The following is a 19,775-nucleotide window of genomic DNA, read 5'->3' as shown; positions in this document are numbered from 1 at the left end:
GTTTTTATTGGCGCAAAAATAATACTATATTTAAAATAACATGCAGTATTATTACAATTTATTATCCACTATTTTTTTAAGCTATATTTAACAAATAGCTGTAGATCTCGGTTCATATTATTATCATTTAAACCCTATATTTGCTCTTCTATTTGTAAGCCTATTAATGAAAGAATTACAACATTTAAATAAATATTTCTTTAAGTATAAAACACATCTTATCCTAGGTATAATCATTACGATTGTTGCTAGAATTTTTTTGCTTTACACGCCAAGATATGTGAAACAAATATTTGTTGTTATTGAAAAGTATTTAAAAGGAGGTGTTTCTGAGGCTGTTATTAAATCTGAACTTACAGAGGTTATTTTATATATTATAGGCGCTGCGGTAATTGGAGGTATTTTAACCTTTTTTATGCGCCAAACTATCATTAACGTTTCGCGCTACATAGAGTTCGATTTAAAGAATGAGATTTACGAGCAATACCAACAACTTAGTTTAAATTTCTATAAGAAAAATAGAACCGGTGATTTGATGAATAGAATCACAGAAGATGTGGGTAGAGTTCGAATGTATGCAGGTCCGGCTATAATGTATAGTATTAATACAATTGCCCTTTTTGTTATTGTTATTATCTACATGATTAATGCTTCGCCTAAGTTAACCCTTTATACTATTTTACCTTTACCCATTTTATCAGTAATCATTTATAAATTAAGTAAAGAAATACATAAGCGCAGTACTATTGTGCAGGAGTACTTATCTAAACTTTCTACCTTTACGCAAGAATCTTTTAGTGGTATTTCAGTTATAAAAGCCTATGGTATTGAACCTCAAACCTCTGCTAACTTTAAAACCCTAGCTGCAGAAAGTAAAGAGAAACAAATAGACCTTACAAAAGTACAAGCATGGTTTTTTCCAATGATGATATTACTTATTGGAGCTAGTAATCTATTAGTTATTTATGTAGGTGGTATGCAGTATATAAATGGTGAAATTGAAAGTATTGGAACCATTGCAGAGTTTATTATTTATGTAAATATGCTAACATGGCCTGTAGCGACAGTTGGTTGGGTTACGTCTATTGTACAGCAAGCAGAAGCTTCACAAAAACGCATTAATGAGTTTTTAAAAATTGAACCCGAAATTAAAAACAATGTAAATACGCATACTGAAATAACTGGCGATATTACCTTTAAAGATGTCTACTTTACTTATGATGACACCAATATTCAAGCGCTGCATGGCGTTAGTTTTCAAATTAAACAAGGAGAAACTTTAGCCATTTTAGGTAAAACGGGATCAGGAAAATCAACGATTTTAGACTTAATAGGCAGACTTTATGATATTGATAAAGGCTCCATTCTAGTAAACAACACGGAAATCAATCAACTTAATTTATCCGAACTAAGAAACAGTATTGGTTACGTACCGCAAGATGCTTTTTTGTTTTCTGACTCCATAAAAACAAATATCAAATTTGGGAATCAAGATGCTACGGATGAAGATGTGATTAATGCTGCGAAGAACGCCCAGGTACATAAAAACATTATGAAGTTTAATAAAGGCTACGATACGGTTTTAGGAGAACGGGGCATAACACTTTCTGGTGGACAAAAGCAACGTGTATCTATTGCTCGAGCCATTATTAAATCTCCAAAAATCCTCCTTTTTGATGACTGCTTATCTGCAGTAGACACTGAAACTGAGGAAAAAATACTAAAAAACCTCAATAAGCTTTCTGCAGGACGAACATCCATTATTGTAAGTCACAGAGTCTCTTCTGCTAAAAACGCAGACAGAATAATTGTTCTTGATGACGGTAAAATTGTTCAAGAAGGGACGCATGACAGCTTGATTAATGTTGAAGGTTATTACAAACATCTTTACTTAAAACAATTAAGCGCATCTACTTCTGGCGAGGTATAGATATAACATTCTACAAAATACCGCTTTAGAAAGCTAAAGATTAAATAAAACTCAATATTTCAAAAAGAAACCTTGTAAATTGTTGTTTAGTTACGGTTTTTTTTGGATTTTTGGTACACAAATCAAATTGTATAAATCTAAACTGAACTATGAACAATAACGGTATGATGGAGAAAGAGGAAATTTTTTCAAAAGTGTTAAGAGCAGGACGACGCACTTATTTTTTTGATGTTAGAGCAACTAAAGCGGAAGATTATTACTTAACCATTACTGAGAGTAAAAAATTCACGAATGATGATGGTTCATTTCATTACAAAAAACATAAAATTTACATTTATAAAGAAGATTTTTCTGAATTTAGAGAAATTTTAGCTGAAATGACAGACTATATTATTCGCGAAAAAGGAGATGAAGTGATTAGCGAGCGTCACCAAAAAGATTTTAAAAAGGAATACAATGATAAACCTTCTGAAAATACAGAAGAAGAAATAAAAACTCCAGAAAGTTTTACTGATATTGATTTTGATGATATTTAAATAAAACTGTATTTTATATAAAGGCCGCTGCATTAAGATGTAGCGGTTTTTTTATTTCAAATTATCCCGATTTAGAAACTATATCTTGTTAATGCAAATAAACTCTTAATAATAAACCGGAAAAATTTCCTAAAATTTGGTGGTCCCCAACGCCAGTAATGAAACAAACAGAACATATAACATCGCAAATTTAAGACTGATAAATAACATGATTATAGTGCTTAATATTCCTAAATAAAGAGGAAATAAGGTTATAGCCACGGCAAACCTAAAAGTTGACAAAAACTCTAACTCCTTAACTTTAGGCGCAAGTATAAATTTCCAAACGACATAAGGTAGTATCATATTAAAAAAAAACAGAGCTTTAAAAACCTTTTGTATCCCATTCTTTTTTGGTTTCTTCTGTGAAGAACAATGCGTATAATTAGAAGCTATACATGAATTTACCGCCTTTGGATTTAAAAAATCAGCATTGAGATTCTTTAACTTTTCAATATTGTCATCATAATTCAATGATGGTACATCCGCTGTTAGCATCGAAATTTCAGACTGTACTTTAGTTTTCAAGCCAACAACACTTTCGTTTTTATCTTTTAAAACTAAATCTTTGGCAGAAAATGGAGTACCAAAATAAATTGCAGCAGAGTCTGGAAAATTGGTAGCATTTGCAAAATTTAAACCCACTGGTTGTAGTTGTAAATCTGTTTTAGGTTGCTCTTCTAATGTTTGAAAAATAATTCGGGTAAATCCTTTGCTTAAAGGTCTTACAGTTCGTTTCAAATTATGATTTCCTTCGGGAAATATGACTATAGCGTTATTATTATGTAACAATTTTGCACACTCATTAAAAATGGCAGTATTATTACTTAAATTGCTATAGCCATCACGAATTCTATAGACAGGTAGCATTTGCATACTCCTTAAAAACCGAGCAATTATATTTTTATTAAAAACAGCAGCTCTAGTTAAAAAATATGAAAACCGTCCACATTTAGTGGCTATTACCAACGCATCCAACAGAGCGTTTTGGTGGTTGCTTAAAAACAATAAAGGTTTGTTCTTTGGAATATTCTCAAAATTATGAACCTGAATCTTTTTAAAGTAAAAAAATAGACCTGTATTTAAATACAAACGCATAAATGTTAACCAAATAATTTTCAAACTTGAGTCGATTTTTGTTTAGACCAAAACAGAGCTAGCAATAAGCCTGATATAATATGCCAGATACCCCAAAAAGCGGCCAATAAAGCCATACCTCCTAAACCATTAAAAAAAGTAAATATAAGCAGAAGACCTAATCCAGAATTCTGAATACCAGTCTCCAAAGCCAATGTCTTTTGATTTATAAAAGATAATCGAAAGAGTTTTGCAATAAAGAGACCTAGCAAAATCGCTATAATATTATGAGATACTCCTAAAAATAGGACATGATGAATATAATTATTAAAAACGTCTATATTCTTTGAAAACGCAATAACTATAATAATGGCAAACACCAAAATTGATAGCGGCTTTAATACCTTGGATAGCCTTTGTGCTAACTCCGGGAATTTAAACCTAAATAACATCCCTAATACCAATGGCACACCTAATATTAAAATTACGAGCTTAATTAAAGCCAAGGAATCTAACTCTACAGCTTTTAAAATTTGATTTGTTGGCTGATATAGACCGCTATACAAACGAAAGTTAAAAGGTGTCATAAATATAGCTAAAAATGTAGCAAAGGCAGTTAAACTCACAGATAATGCCGTATTTCCCTTGGCTAAATGCGACATGAAATTAGAAATATTTCCTCCAGGACATGCAGCCACCATAAACATACCTAAAGCTATACTGGGTTGAGGATTAACCAAAATAACGAATACAAAAGTAACTAAGGGCAGTAAAATAAACTGACTTAAAACTCCTATTAATAAAAGTTTAGGTTGTTTAACCAAGACCTTAAAGTCATCAAGAGTAATCCCCAGTGCAACTCCAAACATAACCACCGCAAGTGCAATGTTTAAAACCCACAGACCATTACTATCAAAGTTAATTTTAACTCTATCTAGTTCTTGCATAAATTAATTTACAGGAGTTCCATTAATCACCTTATTGTCCAGATTTAAAAGCACAACATCGTTTCCATGAACAGCTCCTAAAATTAAGCATTCACTCATATACTTTGCGATTTGTTTTTTAGGAAAATTTACTACCGCTATGATCTGCCTTTCCAGTAAATCTCCTTTCTTGTATAATGTTGTAATTTGTGCTGATGATTTCCTAACTCCTAAATCTCCGAAGTCAATGGTTAGTTGATAAGCAGGTCTTCTAGCTTCAGGAAAATCATCTACGGCAATGATTGTTCCCACTCTCAGATCAACCTTAACAAAATCATCAAAAGTAATTATATCTTTCATTTTCTAAAAATACAAATTATCACGAACTTTGAGGAAACAATCAATTATGGCTAGAACACCTTCAAATATGCTTCCGCTAGGAACAAAAGCTTCTTATTTTGAATTAAAAGACACGGTAAGTGATAATTTATTAACCTTGACTAATTTGAAAGGCGAGATAGGTACTGTTATCATGTTTATTTGTAATCACTGTCCGTTTGTAATTCATGTAAATTCCGAAATTATTTCAATTGGCAATACCTACAAGAAAAAAGGAATTTCCTTCATTGCGATTTCTAGTAATGACGAAATAAATTATCCACAAGATTCACCAGGAAACATGAAAATTCATGCCAAAAAGGAAGGATATCCTTTTCCCTATTTATTTGATAAAAATCAAGACGTGGCAGTGGCATATGACGCGGCATGTACACCAGATTTTTATGTATTCGATAAAAATTTGAAATTAACTTACCGAGGACAGCTTGATGATTCCCGACCTGGAAATAGTATACCTCTAAGTGGATCAGATTTAAGACACGCTTTAGATTGTTTGGTTGAAGAAAGAACTAATAAAAACACTCAAAAACCAAGTATAGGTTGTAACATAAAATGGAAAAACTAATGAAGTTTCAGTTGCCAAATGCCAACATTTTGCCATTTACCAAACTTCATTCCCACTTCTTTTAGATTAGCCACCTGCTCAAAACCCAATTTTTCATGCAGTCTAATACTAGCATCGTTAGGAATGGTTAATACCCCCAATACCGTATGCAAATCAGTCTTTTTTAGAAGTCGTATCAATTCAACATATAGTTTAGATCCTATACCTTTACCGTGAGCATTATGCTTTACATAAACTGTGGATTCGGCAACATAATTGTATGCCGGTTTTGGTCTAAATCGACTCCCGTAAGCATACCCTAAAATCTCATTATCTTCTTCAAATACTATAAAAGGGTAATCTTTATTTATCCGATTTAATTTATTCTTAAAGGTTTCAATGGATAGTGCTTCAATATCAAAAGTAGCTGTAGTATATAGTACATAATAATTATAAATATCTAATAAAGCCTCGGCATCATTTACTTCTACCAATCTAATCATTTAGAGCCAACCTTTTCTTTTCATTAAATTTTCAATATGTGCGTAGTGATGATTACTATGCCAAGCGTAATTTCCAACATTGTAACTTAATAATACCTCATTATTGGTTTCGGGATGAATAAAACTTTTTTTCAAATCTTCAGCAGACAAGGTCTTTAGTAAATTAACCAATTTATAGTGAATAGCTTTTAAATGCTCTATTGACATTTGAATTGGAGCCGATTTACTATCACTTAATTCTGCCCACAGTTTTTCGTCATAAGCTTTAATAAGTGGATTATCCTCGGTTAATGCCCACTTAAATCTAGTATAACTATGATGATGACTATCTGAAACATGATGCACTACTTGACGTATGGTCCAACCGCCTGGTCTGTAAGGCGTATCCAATTGCTCTTTACCAAGATGTTTAACCAAAGCTTCAAAACGGATGGGAAACTGTTCTAAAACTGTAATCCATTCTTCAATATGTTGCTTAGTAATAGTAGTAGGACATTCAAATTGCCCTATGGGGTACTTTAGTTGTTCTAAATTAACAGTATTCACATATTTTAATTTAAAGTTATTCCTCTAAATTAAATATATTTTTAATCTAAACCATTATTAATTAACGTATTTTCAGGTCAAATAAAATTCAATATTTACTCTTTTATTAATTTTATGGTCTGACTGATTCCTTGACCATTTAATCTTAAGAAATAAATACCATTAGACAGAAAATTAATATCAACATCCTGTTTAAGTGAATTTGACAATACCTCCGTATAAACTTTTCGCCCTGTTAATGAAATTATCTCCATAACCCGATTATTAATTGGCTGGTTAAAACTTAGAGTAAACCTGTTTTTTACAGGGTTTGGATAAACTTTAAAATTAGAATGGACCGATTTAGCTAAACCTAGAGTGGTATCAAAAGAAGATGAGCTCACTATTTCACTGTTAAAAGTATTATCAATAGAATAAGCTTTTACTTTAAACCAAACTTTGTCTCCATTGCTTAGTGCCGCTCCATCCCATGTATACGACGTATTTGTTAATCCAGTACTTATAGGCAAAAATGTTGCTTTATTGTCAATGCTGTATTCTAAATCATATTTTATAGGTCTTCCGTCGTCTGGATTATTTAATGTCCATGTAATTGGTGCTGTTGTATCATAAACACCTTCTGAAGGTTCAACTAAACTAACATCTGGATGTTCATAATTATGTAATAATTCAGCGAATCCCACACCATTAACAGATGCGCCATTAATAGTACCGGTAACTGTTGTTGCACCTTCAAAGAAACGAAACGACAGTTCTGAAATATTTACTTCTGAAGCTTCATAATTACTTGTAATCAACAAATCAATATTCTTTGAAGTTGATGTTAACCTCCATTTTTTGGAGTAACTCTTCAAATTATCAGGAGTGAAAAAGTATTCTAACCTTTCAATTTCAAAATCAGAAACTGTATACTGGGTATTTTGATTTTCATCAACATAGGCAGACAATATTTTATAATTAAGATTGTTTGGAATTTCTCTATTGGCATTAAAAATATTCCACAAATTCAAATCTGTTCCGTTATCTAATTTTATACTAAACCATTCGTAATCTTCACCTGTAAAAGGGTTAAAATCTCCATATTGTCTATCTATCCAAGCTTTTCCTGTTATGGTTTCAGTTAAGCCATTCAAAGTTAGACTTCCAGTAACATTATTTTCTGTTTGAGAATAATAGTATGTATAAGAAGATGCGCCTTGATTAAATTTACCATCTCCCCCAACAATCAATGGGCGCTTTACGGTTTCCAAATCAAAAGCTATACTTACTTCGGCACTAGAGGCACTTATCTCATATTCAAAAGGAATAGACATGTCTCCATTATCTTTCTTATTTCTCCAAAACTCAGATCCACTAGGAAATATACTTGCCTCAATATTCAAACCCGTCTCAGATAGAGTTGTATAATTCAGAGCTTTTGTGTCTTGATAAAATGTTCCGTCAGACTCATCGGTAATATTTAAAATTCTAAAACCATCAAAATTAAAAATTGAAACTGAGGTAGGTCTAAAAAAATAAGTAAGCATAAAACTGTATTCCTTATCGGAATTCGTGGTAATATGACCAGAAACGTACCACCATTCAAGCTCTTCACTTGAATGTCTTCCCTCATCTAAAGGAAAAGCTATTTCGCTGGTAGGATTTGTGGTTGGGTTATAAGGATACGTTTTCCAAACTTGCGCGTTTCCTAAAAAAGAAACAAGAAAAAAAAGCACTAATACATTATATCTTAAAACCATAAACTTATATTTTGGTTAAAATTATAATATGAAAAAAGCTATAACAAAGATTTAAGCTGATTAACTCATTTAGATGTACAAAAAGCAATAAAATGGTCTGTAAAACAAAAAGCACCTATAAAAGGTGCTTTTTAAATCTATGTAATCTGAAATTATTTTATATCCATTAACTCAACATCAAAAACCAAAGTGGCATCAGGAGGAATAACGCCTCCAGCTCCCGCACTACCATAACCTAAATGACTTGGTATTACCAAACGAGCTTTATCACCAACACTTAATAGTTGAATACCTTCATCCCAACCAGGAATTACTTGTCCAACACCTATAGGGAAATCAATTGGTTCGTTTCTTTTATACGATGAATCAAAAACAGTTCCATCAGAAAGCTGACCTTTATAATGTACTGAAACTGTTTGCCCCTTTTCAGCTTTCGCTCCATTTCCTTCTTGAAGAATCTGGTAACGTAATCCACTTTCTGTTTTATTAAATCCAGTAGCAATTTTATCTAGTTCTGCATCTGCAGTCGCTTTTGCTTCGGCTAATCTTTTTTCTCTAGAACCTTCAAAAGTTCTAAACGCTTCAATAGCGCTATAAGCTTCCGCATCTTCACCTACTCTTATAATCTCTAAACTTTCAATTTCATCGCCTTGAGCTATAGCGTCAACAACTTCTTGCCCCTGTTCAACTTTACCGAATACCGTATGCTTATTATCTAACCACGGTGTTTCAATATGAGTTATAAAAAACTGACTGCCATTTGTTCCTGGTCCCGCATTTGCCATAGACAAAACCCCTGGGCCGTCGTGTTTTAAATCTGAATGAAATTCGTCATCAAACTGATAACCAGGGTTACCTGCTCCAGAACCTTGTGGGCAACCTCCTTGAATCATAAAATCAGGAATTACTCGATGAAATTTTAAACCATCATAATAAGGTGTTCCTTGCGGTTTTACATTGTTTTCCAAATTTCCCTCGGCTAAGGCCACAAAGTTACCTACAGTTCCTGGTGTTTTTTTATATTCTAAAGCAACAAGAATGTCTCCTTTTGTCGTATTAAATTTTGCGTATAATCCGTCTTTCATTGTTCTAATTTTTAAGAAAGTGCAAAGATAGGAAATCAAGTTATAAGTACAATTATTGATTTGTCAAGTATTTCTTAAAAAGTAAATATCTTTAAACATAAGAATTTATAAAGTAGGAGAGCCACACACAACCATGTTAAATCAACAGGTATTATCTCGAACAGGAGTTTACAAAGTCTTTGAGCATTTCTTTTAAAATTTAGATGTTTTTTAGACTTTATTACTCCGCCCGTCATTTCACTTTCACTGTTTCAGTTAAAGCTTCGACATTAAACAGTTCTTTTTTTAACTCATAATGCAATAGAAGATATTCTATAATAATCTAATAACCATGTAAATAGTTGTTGTTTTTTTTTGTAAATTGTAGTGAATCATAAAACTAAAACCATGAAAACTAAACTTACCTTATTTATGGTGCTTTTCATTATCCTAGTTGCTTTTACCGCAGTAAATGGAGAGAAAGAACCTTACGACAATTCAATTGAAAATACCAAGAAAAACTTTAAGGGTACTTGGGAGCGTGTGAGCTATTATAATTATGATGAAAATGGAAAAGTGACAGATAGTTTTTCTTCATCTTCTGCGAATAGACATATAAAAATTTATACTGACTCTAAAGTAATGTGGTGTAGAAATGTGGCATCGGATTCAACCGAATGGTTTGGCTATGGCACTTATAATATACATGACGATCTTTTAAGTGAAACATTAGAATATGGTTCAAAAACAATGACCGCTTTTATTAGCCAAAACCCCGAATTCGTTTTTAAATTTACAATTTCCAAAGATAAATACAGCCAAATACAAATTGATGAGGAAGGTCACCCTATTTTTGCTGAAAACTATATAAGACTGGAATAGAAGTATTTATATTAAAAAAGAGGCATATCATCTATCAGGTAATGATTTATTACTCTTGAAGGAAAACAAATATTAACCTTTGATTTATTTATATCGTATTAAATTAATTGGCGACCTCACTAATAAATTTAATACGATATAAACGTAGTTCTTCGTCATCGTAGTCTCCATCAAACTCATCAATGGCTGCATCAATATCGTCAGATTCTGATTCCATAAAATAATCATGAATCTCTTCTTGTTGATCCTCGTCTAAAATATCATGAAGCCAATAATCAATATTTAATTTTGTACCCGAATAAACGATAACCTCCATTTCCTTTATGAATTCTTCCATAGTCATACCTTTAGAAGAAGCGATATCATCAAGTGGTAATTTTCTATCTACATTCTGAATGATATATAATTTATTTGCAGAGTTACTCCCAGTCGATTTTACTACCAAATCGTCTGGACGCATAATATCATGCTCTTCCACATAGGCTGCAATAAGATTAACAAAATCTTTTCCGTACTTTTTTGCTTTTCCATCTCCAACACCATGAACATTACCAAGTTCGGTTAAATTTATAGGATATTTAAGCGCCATATCCTCCAACGAGGGGTCTTGAAAAATCACAAATGGAGGCACCCCTAATTTCTTAGCATTCTTTTTTCGCAAATCTTTTAGCATTGCCATTAAAACACTATCGGCAACTGCAGGTCCAGATTTCGCAGCTGTTATAATACTTCCATCTTCTTGCTCACCTTCAAAAATATGATCCTCTGTCATCATAAAAGACTCCGGTTTCTTAATGAAATCCTTACCAGAATTTGTCAATTTTATCACACCATAGGTTTCTATATCCTTTCTTAAATAACCAGCTACTAAAACTTGTCTTAATAAGGCCATCCAATACTTATTATCTTTTCCTTTTCCATTCCCAAAGAATGGCTGTTCATTCGTCTTATGCGAATTGATTAAAGCATTTTCTTTTCCTATAATAACATTTACAAGATCCTTAGACTTATATTTCTCGTTGGTATCTCGAATGGTTTCTAACAATATTTTTACATTATCCTTTGCTTCCGTTTTCTTTTTAGGGTGCTTAACATTATCATCCATGTCTCCACCTTCCCCTGTTTCATTATCAAAATCTTCCCCGAAATAGTGCAAAATGAATTTCCTTCTTGAAATAGACGTTTCAGCAAAAGCCACAACTTCTTGCAACAAAGCTTGCCCTATTTCTTGCTCTGCAACAGGTTTACCAGACATGAATTTTTCTAGCTTTTCAATGTCCTTGTAGGTATAATAGGCTAAACAATGTCCTTCTCCTCCATCTCGTCCCGCTCGCCCTGTTTCTTGATAATAACTTTCTATGCTTTTTGGTATGTCATGATGAATAACATACCTAACATCTGGTTTATCTATACCCATTCCAAAGGCAATAGTAGCTACAACCACATCCACATCTTCCATCAAAAATTTATCTTGATGACTGGATCTGGTTTTGGCATCTAGACCAGCGTGGTATGGTACGGCATTTATACCATTTACCTGTAGGACCTGAGCCAATTCTTCAACACGTTTTCGACTTAAGCAATACACAATACCCGATTTCCCTTCGTTCTGTTTTATAAACCTAATAATATCAGCATCTACATTTTTAGTCTTTGGTCTTACCTCATAGTATAAATTAGGTCTGTTGAATGAAGCTTTAAATGTCATAGCATCTCCAATTCCCAAATTTTTAATAATGTCTTCCTGAACTTTTGGTGTCGCCGTAGCTGTTAAACCAATAATGGGAATATTATCCCCTATTCGCTTAATAATATGTCTTAAATTTCGATATTCCGGTCTAAAATCATGCCCCCATTCACTAATACAGTGCGCTTCATCAATGGCTAAAAATGAAATTTTTACCGTTCTTAAAAACTCAACATTTTCTTCTTTAGTTAACGATTCTGGAGCCACATAGAGTAGCTTGGTAACACCATTAACAATATCTTCTTTAACCTGTTTTATTTCTGTTTTATTTAGCGAAGAATTTAGTACATGCGCAACACCATCTTCTTTCGAAACTCCTCGAATAGCATCTACTTGATTCTTCATTAATGCTATTAACGGAGATACGACTATGGCCGTCCCTTCTTGCATTAATGCAGGTAGCTGGTAACAAAGAGATTTCCCTCCTCCAGTTGGCATAATTACAAACGTATGTTTTCCTGCTAATATACTTTCTACAACTGCTTCTTGAAGTCCTTTGAATTTATTAAAACCAAAATATTTTTTAAGAGCTGCATGTAATTCGCTTTTTGCTATTGTCATCAATTTTAAGAAAATTAATTACTTATTTAAAACTCCCAAATACCATTGTTAACACATGAGTCAAATTAACAACGTATTTAAAGACCCCTCATTTTTTTTTCGTTAGTTTTGTAACGAAATTACAACATAATTCAATTTCATTATCTCTAAAGATAAGAAATTCTTTAAATATTAAACCAAAAATAGTAAATTTTGAGAGACAATAATTCTATTATTGAAATGGCAAGGGACACTATTAAAATGGAAAGTAAAACCATTTTAAATTTATCCAATTTGGTAACCAATGATTTTGCAGAATCTGTAAAACTCATATTCAATTCAAAAGGGCGCGTTATTATTACAGGTATTGGTAAAAGTGCTATTATTGCTAGCAAAATTGTAGCCACCTTAAACTCAACTGGAACTCCCTCGGTTTTTATGCATGCGGCTGACGCTATTCATGGTGATTTAGGGCTTATCCTTGAAGATGATGTTGTTATATGCATTTCTAAAAGTGGTAATACACCTGAAATTAAGGTACTTGTTCCATTAATAAAGAGTGCCAAAAATAGCATGATTGCTATTACTGGAAATACAGAATCATTTTTAGGCAAAAATGCAGATTTCGTTTTAAATGCTTTTGTCGAGAAAGAAGCTTGCCCAAATAATCTAGCACCAACCACAAGTACAACGGCTCAATTGGTGATTGGTGATGCTTTGGCAGTCTGCCTCCTAAACTTGAGAGGTTTCTCAAGTAAAGATTTCGCTAAATATCATCCAGGGGGGGCTTTAGGTAAAAAACTATACTTAAGGGTTCAAGATATGTCTTCAGCAAATGAAAAACCAAGTGTACACCCTACTGCTAGTATTAAAGATGTTATAGTTGAAATATCAAAAAAAATGTTGGGTGTTACAGCGGTTGTTGATAATGACCAGATTGTTGGGATTATTACGGATGGTGACCTGAGAAGAATGCTTAGTTCTGTTGACGATTTTTCAAAACTAACAGCCAAAGATATTATGGGCAAAAATCCACATTGTATTCATGCAGATGCCATGGCTGTAGATGCTTTAGAGACTATGGAAAATAATGATATTTCCCAATTATTAGTAGAGGATAATGGCAAATATACCGGAGTTGTTCATTTACATCATTTAATTAAAGAAGGTATACTATAATGACAAAAAAAGATATTAATGAGATGTCTTTTTTAGACCATCTGGAAGATTTGCGCTGGCATCTAATTCGAATTTGCTTAGCCGTAGTAATCGTTGCTACTTTCGCCTTTATTTTTAGTAGATTTATTTTTGACCAAATAATTTTTGCACCACTAGATATGAGTTTCCCAACTTATGACATGTTGTGTAAAACGGCCAATTTAATAGGCTTAGACACTACATTCTGTGCTGAAGAAATGCCTATGATATTACAAAATAGAACTATGGCAGGTCAGTTTTCTGCTGATATTTGGACAGCCATTTTAGGCGGCTTTATTATTTCATTTCCTTATGTGATTTATCAATTATGGAAGTTTATAAGCCCTGGCTTACATAGTAATGAACGTAAACACTCTCGAGGCTTTATTATTATTTCGTCCATTTTATTTTTCATTGGTGTATTATTTGGATATTATATTGTAACACCTTTATCATTAAACTTCTTGGCTAATTATAGTATCTCTACACAAGTGGATAATCAAATCGATATCAGCTCCTACATAGCCCTTGTAAGATCTTCAGCCTTGGCTTCAGGTTTAATTTTTGAATTACCAATTATAATTTATTTCTTAACCAAAATAGGTTTGGTTACGCCAGAAATATTGAGAAAATACAGAAAATACGCCTTGGTAATTGTTCTTATTTTGTCTGCTATTATTACACCGCCAGATATAGCAAGCCAAGTTATTGTTGCGATACCTATTTTAATATTATATCAAGTAAGTATTTACATTTCTAAAATTGTAGTTAGAAATCAAAAAAGAGAAGAAAACAAAAATGTCTGATAGTATTAAAGAATTCAATGATTATCGCTCTAAAATGAACGATAAAATCTTAGGAGACAACAACAAAATTATAAAGCGTATTTTTAATTTAGACACCAACGCTTATACTCAAGGCGCTTTAGACACTAAAACAAAAGAACTTCTTGGCTTAGTCGCTTCTGCGGTTTTGCGTTGTGATGATTGTGTGAAATACCATTTAGAAACCAGTTATAAAATTGGTTTAAAAAAGGAAGAAGTTGTTGAAGCTTTAAGCATTGCTACTTTGGTTGGTGGCACGATTGTTATTCCACATTTACGCCGTGCCTATGAATATTGGGATGCTCTAGAAGCCCAATAATTAATTTTTTTTTACGTTATTGCAATTATGATTTTAAAGGCAGACAATTTAATGAAGTCCTACAGCGGACGAAAAGTAGTAAAAGATGTATCTCTAGAGGTACATCAGGGGGAAATTGTAGGGCTTTTAGGCCCAAATGGAGCTGGAAAAACTACATCATTTTATATGATTGTTGGCTTAATAAAACCGAATGGCGGTCATATTTATTTAGACAACACTGAAATCACTAAATATCCCATGTATAAACGTGCTCAAAATGGCATTGGGTATTTAGCACAAGAGGCCTCAGTATTCAGAAAATTAAGTATTGAAGATAACATTTTAAGTGTTTTACAACTTACTAAACTAAGTAAGAAGGAACAGGAATATAAAATGGAATCTCTTATTGATGAATTCAGCTTAGGACATATTAGAAAAAATCGGGGCGATTTATTATCTGGAGGGGAACGCAGACGAACTGAAATTGCAAGAGCCTTAGCCACAGACCCTAACTTTATACTTTTAGACGAACCTTTTGCTGGTGTCGACCCTGTAGCTGTTGAAGACATTCAGCGTATTGTAGCACAACTTACCAAAAAGAACATTGGTATTCTGATAACCGATCATAACGTTCAAGAAACCTTAGCTATTACCGACAGAACTTATTTAATGTTTGAAGGTAGTATTCTTAAAGCAGGTAAACCAGAAGAACTAGCTGACGATGAAATGGTTAGAAAAGTGTATCTAGGCCAAAACTTCGAACTTCGTAAAAAGAAAATACGGAACTAAAAGCTAAACTTTTTTACTTGTCTCATTTCTTTGTCTTCCTTTAAAAAAAGGAATGTTATGACTTTCTACCGCCTTATATCTTTTTTTTTGCGCCAACCCAAATTTTAGGATCTTCTAAATAGATTTACTCTCAACAGTCAATATCTATTTTCATACTCCAATTTAATTAACGCATCCAAAACTTACAATCTGTCAAGAGCAAAACAAATATTGTAATTATTTAGGAAACATTAAAAATTTATTCATATCTTTATGATATCATTTTAATATCATTTTAAATAATCCTACATATTATGAGAGAAGAAAAAATAATCACACCCACAAATGGCTATTCAATGCTGTTCATTTTTTTAATTATACTTTTCGGAAGTATTTCCATAGTCATTCTATCAAGAAGTTTGTTATTTATAATACCTTTCATCATAGCCATTTTCATTTTTAAAGGATTCATTATGGTCCAACCTAACAACTCAAGAGTCCTTCTTTTATTTGGAAAATATGTTGGAACTATTAACACGAATGGTTTTTATTGGGTCATTCCTTTTTATACTAGAAAGAAAATTTCCCTTCGTGCCCGTAATTTTGATAGCGAAAGACTAAAAGTAAATGATAAACTGGGCAACCCAATTATGATTAGCACGATTCTTGTTTGGCGAGTACTGGACACTTACAAAGCCGCTTTTGATGTGGATAATTATGAAAATTTTGTTCGAGTTCAAACCGATGCCGCTGTACGTAAATTGGCTAGTATGTACCCTTATGATAATTTTGCAGATGAGGGCCATACCGAAGATATCACATTAAGGTCTAGTGTGAACGAAGTAAGCGAAGCCTTAGAAAAAGAAATTCATGAACGCCTGTCTATTGCCGGTATTGAAGTTTTAGAGGCAAGAATAGGTTACTTAGCTTACGCTCAAGAAATAGCCAATGCCATGTTAAAAAGACAACAAGCAACAGCAATTGTTGCGGCGCGACATAAAATTGTTCAAGGTGCCGTAAGTATGGTAGAAATGGCTCTTGAGGAACTTGGAAAAAAAGAAATAGTTGAACTGGATGAAGAACGTAAAGCTGCCATGGTAAGTAACCTAATGGTTATTCTTTGTGGTGATAAAGATGCATCACCGGTATTAAACACGGGGACATTGAACCAATAAATAATGAGAGTCTTTAAAGAAGAACAACGGTTTACTCAAACTTGGCTAATTATATTATTGAGTATCTCAAGTATGATTCCCATATTTCTAATTACAAAGCTTTTTTATGAAAATCAAATGAGTTTAAATCAATATATTGGTACCATGACTATCGTTTTAATATCCATGGGACTTATATTCATTTTTAAACTAAAAACCAGAATAGACGAAAGTGGTATACATTATCAATTTTTTCCTTTTCATTTGAAGATGAAAACCATACTTTGGAAACATATAAAAAAAGCTAAAACTAGAAAATATGATGCCATTTCTGAATTTGGAGGATGGGGATTAAAAGGTGGTTGGCTTTGGAAAAAGAATAATGGAATCGCTATTAACGTTAAAGGCAATATTGGTATTCAATTAGAATTAAAAAATGGCAAAAAAGTATTAATTGGTACTCAAAAGAAACATGATGCTGATAGTGTTATAGAGAGATATTTATATGAAATTTAATTATGGCAAAGAAAAAGGCTTTTGCGCTACGCATTAACGAGGATATGCTCAAGGCTATTGAAAAGTGGGCTGCAGATGAGTTTCGCAGTACCAACGGCCAGATTGAGTGGATGCTTAATGAAAGTATAAAAAAGGCTAAACGGGCTCCTAAAAAAAAATCAGAGTAACCCCTATTTGTCTTCTATTAACTTAAACACAAACTCCATTTCTGGGTCTTTATCTAATAATTTATCCGTAATAGTTGGTCTTACATAATAATCTGGAATAACGCCATGTCCAGTATTTTCAGATTTCACATTTAATTTAAACAACTCTATTGGGATTCTTACTCTAATCTTAGAATTTGGTAATGTTAAAAGTCTACTAGTTCCACTTACATGTTGGTTTGTATTACCACCAACCTCTTCTCCTACAAACAAAGCTTTATTTATATTTTTAATATGAGAAGCTATTTCTCCCGTGGCAGAAAATGAAAATCCATTTGTTAACACATACACGTCTCCTTTAAAAACTGACTTTGCGGGTTTAAATTCTTTCAAACCAGGTATTCCTTTTATACCATAAACTTCTCCTTTCTTTTTCAATTTAAATAATGGATACAAAAAATTAATACTAAACCCACTTTGATTATAAAATTTTGGATTAGGAGTTTTATTAGTTTTCACATACATATCCTCATAAAAAACAAATGGGGTTTCGTTTAAATGGGAAAGCAATTCTAATGTTGGTTTTTCATCTCCACCACCATTATTTCTTAAATCTATTACAAGATGTTCTATATCTTCTTTTATTAATTGTGAAAATGACTCATTAAAAAAATCTTTAAAATTCTGTTTTACTCTTTTAGCATAGTAAATAGAAAAAACTTTGATTTCCATAATGGCAACATTATCATCTGTTCTAAGATTTAAAACAGGCTCCTGAGTCTCTCCCCACCACTTACTATCATCTTGATATTTATTCCACTTATTTTTCTTTATATTTTGTTTTGTTAATCCATTAACTTCAATATTTAAAGTTTCTCCTTTTAAGCTTATCAATTCAATATTATAAATTTCATAATCACCTCTTAAGTTGGCATAAATATCATTAAAAGAAGAGCTAAGTACCTTATCAGGAAAAGTAGTATTAAAACCATCTCGAGGTAGTTTAGCACGAAACTCTTTATAAAGTGTAACTGCATCTTCACCATTAATACTTTTAATTATACTCCCATCTTGAATATCATCATTTGAAGAATTATTTTTTAACACATACAAAATATCATTATCCAAATACACCTCAAAAGGAAATAGTGTAAATAACTCATTTCTTTGTTTTTCATATGTAACACTGGGTTTTATACTTGTATGCCCATTTTTAATAAATTGATTTAATAAAATAACTTTTCTATAAAATTCAACTGAAGATAAGGGCTGTTTTATCGTCATTTCTAGACTATCAAAAGCTCTATCCATTTTAGTCTTATTGGTATAAGTATACAACCCTGTCTGGATGGTTTCCATATTATGTCTTAGAAGTCTAAAATCTTCTTTTAATTTTTCAACTGAACAAAAATTACTTGAATCCTGATTTTGAGCAATAAGGTTTGTATTAATTAATAATGTCAGATAAATTAATACGAATATAGACTGTTTAATCATATTTAGTTTGATATATATAATGGCTATGTACCATCAAATGTAAGACTATAAATCATGAATCTGTTGTACATTATTGCACTTATTGTACAAAATAAGAATCCTGAAAAACTAAGGGAGTAACACCTGTAAAGCGTTTAAAATTTTTATAAAAGTGAGGAGCATCATAAAAACCAGCATCAACTGCTACATTTAAAATTGGGACACCTTTTTTAAGTAGTTGTTTACTTTTTTCTATTTTTTTTAATAGTACAAAATTATTCGGTGTTAAACCTGTTTCTTGTTTGAATAAGCGTATAAACTTAAACTTATCTATACCGAATTGGGAAGCTGTTTTATCTAAAGAAAATGTTTCGAACGAAGATTCATTTATAAAGGTCTGAAATAATTTAGTTGTTTTATAACTAAACATCTCATCTTCGGCATAATTTACAACTAACTGTTTTAATGCCTTTGTTAATCTAAATTCAAAATTAACAGATGCATTTTCTAAGTTTTCAGATAAGAAATAGAATTCATTGAATAGCTGAGTGTTATAAATTACTTTATTCCGAAAAAAAACGTTTCTATTATTATTAAAAGATTTAATAACATCTGGTGAAACATAAAATGTAAAAAATGAATTTCCTTGATCCCTATCGCATGGTGTAGCATGAACCTCATCTGGGTTTACAATAGAAAGCACACCTCTTGGTACTTTTAAAAATTTATCAGTGAGTTTTATATTGAATGTAGTATCTAAAATTAAAGCAATATTAAACGTATCATGTGTATGAAAAGGAAAATCTATGGTATGCGATTTTGCCCTTAAAAATTCCAGCCCATCCAAAATAGGTTTATAATGATATTCACTTATATTCTTCATAAATATTTGTCGTAACTAACCTCTTTTCTTTGAGAAGTACC

At 32.1% G+C, this 19,775-nt stretch carries 21 protein-coding genes; 11 read left to right on the top strand and 10 right to left on the bottom strand.

All coding sequences use genetic code 11. From position 1 onward, the window contains the following. The first annotated feature begins 166 nt into the window (after positions 1-166). Together Q0857_RS06725 and Q0857_RS06720 are read left to right on the top strand one after the other, a co-directional pair. The gene (locus Q0857_RS06725; RefSeq protein ID WP_298533247.1) at positions 167-1,930 is read left to right on the top strand and encodes an ABC transporter ATP-binding protein; all 1,764 of its coding nucleotides are present in this window, start codon (positions 167-169) and stop codon (positions 1,928-1,930) included. A gap of 149 nt (positions 1,931-2,079) precedes the next feature. After that, a complete protein-coding gene (locus Q0857_RS06720; RefSeq protein WP_298533246.1) occupies positions 2,080-2,466 on the top strand; it encodes a PUR family DNA/RNA-binding protein in 387 nt (128 codons plus the stop codon). A gap of 129 nt (positions 2,467-2,595) precedes the next feature. Here Q0857_RS06720 and Q0857_RS06715 read toward each other — a convergent pair whose 3' ends face one another. From Q0857_RS06715 to Q0857_RS06705, 3 genes are read right to left on the bottom strand one after another with little or no spacing between them, the layout of a single operon-like run. Next, the gene (locus tag Q0857_RS06715; RefSeq protein WP_298533245.1) at positions 2,596-3,627 is read right to left on the bottom strand and encodes a lysophospholipid acyltransferase family protein; all 1,032 of its coding nucleotides are present in this window, start codon (positions 3,625-3,627) and stop codon (positions 2,596-2,598) included. Then, the gene (locus Q0857_RS06710; protein ID WP_298533244.1) at positions 3,624-4,529 is read right to left on the bottom strand and encodes a bile acid:sodium symporter family protein; all 906 of its coding nucleotides are present in this window, start codon (positions 4,527-4,529) and stop codon (positions 3,624-3,626) included. The genes Q0857_RS06715 and Q0857_RS06710 overlap by 4 nt, the downstream gene beginning before the upstream one ends. 3 nt (positions 4,530-4,532) lie before the next feature. After that, a complete protein-coding gene (locus Q0857_RS06705) occupies positions 4,533-4,868 on the bottom strand; it encodes a tRNA-binding protein (RefSeq protein ID WP_298533243.1) in 336 nt (111 codons plus the stop codon). Between the two features lie 46 nt (positions 4,869-4,914). On the opposite strand from Q0857_RS06705, the gene Q0857_RS06700 reads away from it, so the two are divergent. Continuing rightward, positions 4,915-5,472 carry a thioredoxin family protein gene (locus Q0857_RS06700; RefSeq protein WP_298534089.1) on the top strand — a complete coding sequence of 186 codons (558 nt, stop codon included), beginning with the start codon at positions 4,915-4,917 and terminating at the stop codon, positions 5,470-5,472. Here Q0857_RS06700 and Q0857_RS06695 read toward each other — a convergent pair. The 4 genes from Q0857_RS06695 to Q0857_RS06680 all read right to left on the bottom strand — a co-directional run bounded on the left by Q0857_RS06695 (position 5,469) and on the right by Q0857_RS06680 (position 9,324). Then, positions 5,469-5,954 (bottom strand): GNAT family N-acetyltransferase, encoded by a 486-nt coding sequence (locus Q0857_RS06695; RefSeq protein ID WP_298533241.1) that lies wholly within the window; start codon positions 5,952-5,954, stop codon positions 5,469-5,471. The two genes, Q0857_RS06700 and Q0857_RS06695, sit on opposite strands and share 4 nt — an antisense overlap. Then, a complete protein-coding gene (locus Q0857_RS06690) occupies positions 5,955-6,500 on the bottom strand; it encodes a YfiT family bacillithiol transferase (RefSeq protein WP_298533240.1) in 546 nt (181 codons plus the stop codon). It lies immediately after the preceding gene. Between the two features lie 95 nt (positions 6,501-6,595). Next, positions 6,596-8,239, bottom strand: a complete 1,644-nt coding sequence (locus tag Q0857_RS06685) for a lipocalin-like domain-containing protein (RefSeq protein WP_298533238.1) — start codon at positions 8,237-8,239, stop codon at positions 6,596-6,598. Between the two features lie 152 nt (positions 8,240-8,391). Further along, on the bottom strand, positions 8,392-9,324 hold the full coding sequence (locus Q0857_RS06680) for a peptidylprolyl isomerase (RefSeq protein WP_298533237.1): 933 nt from the start codon (positions 9,322-9,324) through the stop codon (positions 8,392-8,394). A 387-nt stretch (positions 9,325-9,711) separates the two neighbouring features. Here Q0857_RS06680 and Q0857_RS06675 point away from each other — a divergent pair, with 387 nt between their 5' ends. Further along, positions 9,712-10,185, top strand: coding sequence for a hypothetical protein (locus Q0857_RS06675; protein WP_298533235.1), 474 nt, complete (start codon positions 9,712-9,714; stop codon positions 10,183-10,185). Positions 10,186-10,288: 103 nt separating this feature from the next. On the opposite strand, the gene Q0857_RS06670 is transcribed toward Q0857_RS06675, so the two are convergent. Then, positions 10,289-12,493: an ATP-dependent DNA helicase RecQ gene (locus Q0857_RS06670; protein ID WP_298533234.1), complete on the bottom strand. Its 2,205-nt coding sequence runs from the start codon at positions 12,491-12,493 to the stop codon at positions 10,289-10,291. Positions 12,494-12,733: 240 nt separating this feature from the next. On the opposite strand from Q0857_RS06670, the gene Q0857_RS06665 reads away from it, so the two are divergent. From Q0857_RS06665 to Q0857_RS06635, 7 genes are all read left to right on the top strand, one after another. Continuing rightward, complete coding sequence (locus Q0857_RS06665; protein ID WP_298534087.1) at positions 12,734-13,651, top strand: SIS domain-containing protein; 918 nt, start codon at positions 12,734-12,736, stop codon at positions 13,649-13,651. After that, complete coding sequence (gene tatC, locus Q0857_RS06660) at positions 13,651-14,475, top strand: twin-arginine translocase subunit TatC (protein ID WP_298533233.1); 825 nt, start codon at positions 13,651-13,653, stop codon at positions 14,473-14,475. Before Q0857_RS06665 ends, tatC begins: the two co-directional genes overlap by 1 nt. Next, positions 14,468-14,812: a carboxymuconolactone decarboxylase family protein gene (locus Q0857_RS06655; protein WP_298533232.1), complete on the top strand. Its 345-nt coding sequence runs from the start codon at positions 14,468-14,470 to the stop codon at positions 14,810-14,812. The genes tatC and Q0857_RS06655 overlap by 8 nt, the downstream gene beginning before the upstream one ends. Before the next feature lie 27 nt (positions 14,813-14,839). Further along, positions 14,840-15,580, top strand: a complete 741-nt coding sequence (gene lptB, locus Q0857_RS06650; protein ID WP_298533231.1) for an LPS export ABC transporter ATP-binding protein — start codon at positions 14,840-14,842, stop codon at positions 15,578-15,580. Between the two features lie 293 nt (positions 15,581-15,873). Next, positions 15,874-16,734, top strand: a complete 861-nt coding sequence (locus tag Q0857_RS06645) for an SPFH domain-containing protein (protein WP_298533229.1) — start codon at positions 15,874-15,876, stop codon at positions 16,732-16,734. Between the two features lie 3 nt (positions 16,735-16,737). Continuing rightward, positions 16,738-17,229 carry a hypothetical protein gene (locus Q0857_RS06640; RefSeq protein WP_298533227.1) on the top strand — a complete coding sequence of 164 codons (492 nt, stop codon included), beginning with the start codon at positions 16,738-16,740 and terminating at the stop codon, positions 17,227-17,229. A gap of 2 nt (positions 17,230-17,231) precedes the next feature. Further along, positions 17,232-17,396 carry an Arc family DNA binding domain-containing protein gene (locus Q0857_RS06635; protein WP_298533225.1) on the top strand — a complete coding sequence of 55 codons (165 nt, stop codon included), beginning with the start codon at positions 17,232-17,234 and terminating at the stop codon, positions 17,394-17,396. Between the two features lie 3 nt (positions 17,397-17,399). Here Q0857_RS06635 and Q0857_RS06630 read toward each other — a convergent pair whose 3' ends face one another. Next, on the bottom strand, positions 17,400-18,872 hold the full coding sequence (locus Q0857_RS06630; protein WP_298533223.1) for a S41 family peptidase: 1,473 nt from the start codon (positions 18,870-18,872) through the stop codon (positions 17,400-17,402). A gap of 79 nt (positions 18,873-18,951) precedes the next feature. Continuing rightward, a complete protein-coding gene (locus tag Q0857_RS06625) occupies positions 18,952-19,734 on the bottom strand; it encodes an AraC family transcriptional regulator (RefSeq protein ID WP_298533222.1) in 783 nt (260 codons plus the stop codon). Positions 19,735-19,775: the final 41 nt, after the last annotated feature.

It is taken from the genome of uncultured Algibacter sp., assembly GCF_947495925.1.
Taxonomy (GTDB): Bacteria; Bacteroidota; Bacteroidia; order Flavobacteriales; family Flavobacteriaceae; genus Algibacter_E.
This window is presented reverse-complemented; position numbering and strand designations above follow the sequence as displayed.